This window comes from Rhodoplanes roseus (assembly GCF_003258865.1).
GTDB classification, from domain to species: domain Bacteria; phylum Pseudomonadota; class Alphaproteobacteria; order Rhizobiales; family Xanthobacteraceae; genus Rhodoplanes; species Rhodoplanes roseus.
In genome coordinates, this window is record NZ_NPEX01000829.1 from 1 (window position 1) to 270 (window position 270).

The following is a 270-nucleotide window of genomic DNA, read 5'->3' on the forward strand; positions in this document are numbered from 1 at the left end:
GGCTGACGATCAAGACCGACACGATCGACACGCCGGCCGCGAACCTTTCCGGCGGCAACCAGCAAAAAATCGTGCTCGCCAAATGGCTGCGCATCAAGCCGCGCATCCTGATCCTCGACGAGCCGACGCGGGGCGTCGATGTCGGGGCGAAATTCGAGATCTATCGGATCATCCGGCAATTGGCCGCCGATGGGGCCGCCATCCTGATGGTGTCTTCCGATCTGCCGGAAGTGCTCGGCCTCTCCGACCGGCTCGTCATCATGCACGACA

1 protein-coding gene is annotated in these 270 nt (G+C 62.6%); it reads left to right on the forward strand.

Annotated features, from left to right (window positions below; genetic code table 11):
- Positions 1 to 270: ATP-binding cassette domain-containing protein (locus tag CH341_RS32595; RefSeq protein WP_146604780.1), on the forward strand; the 270-nt coding region annotated here is incomplete at both ends.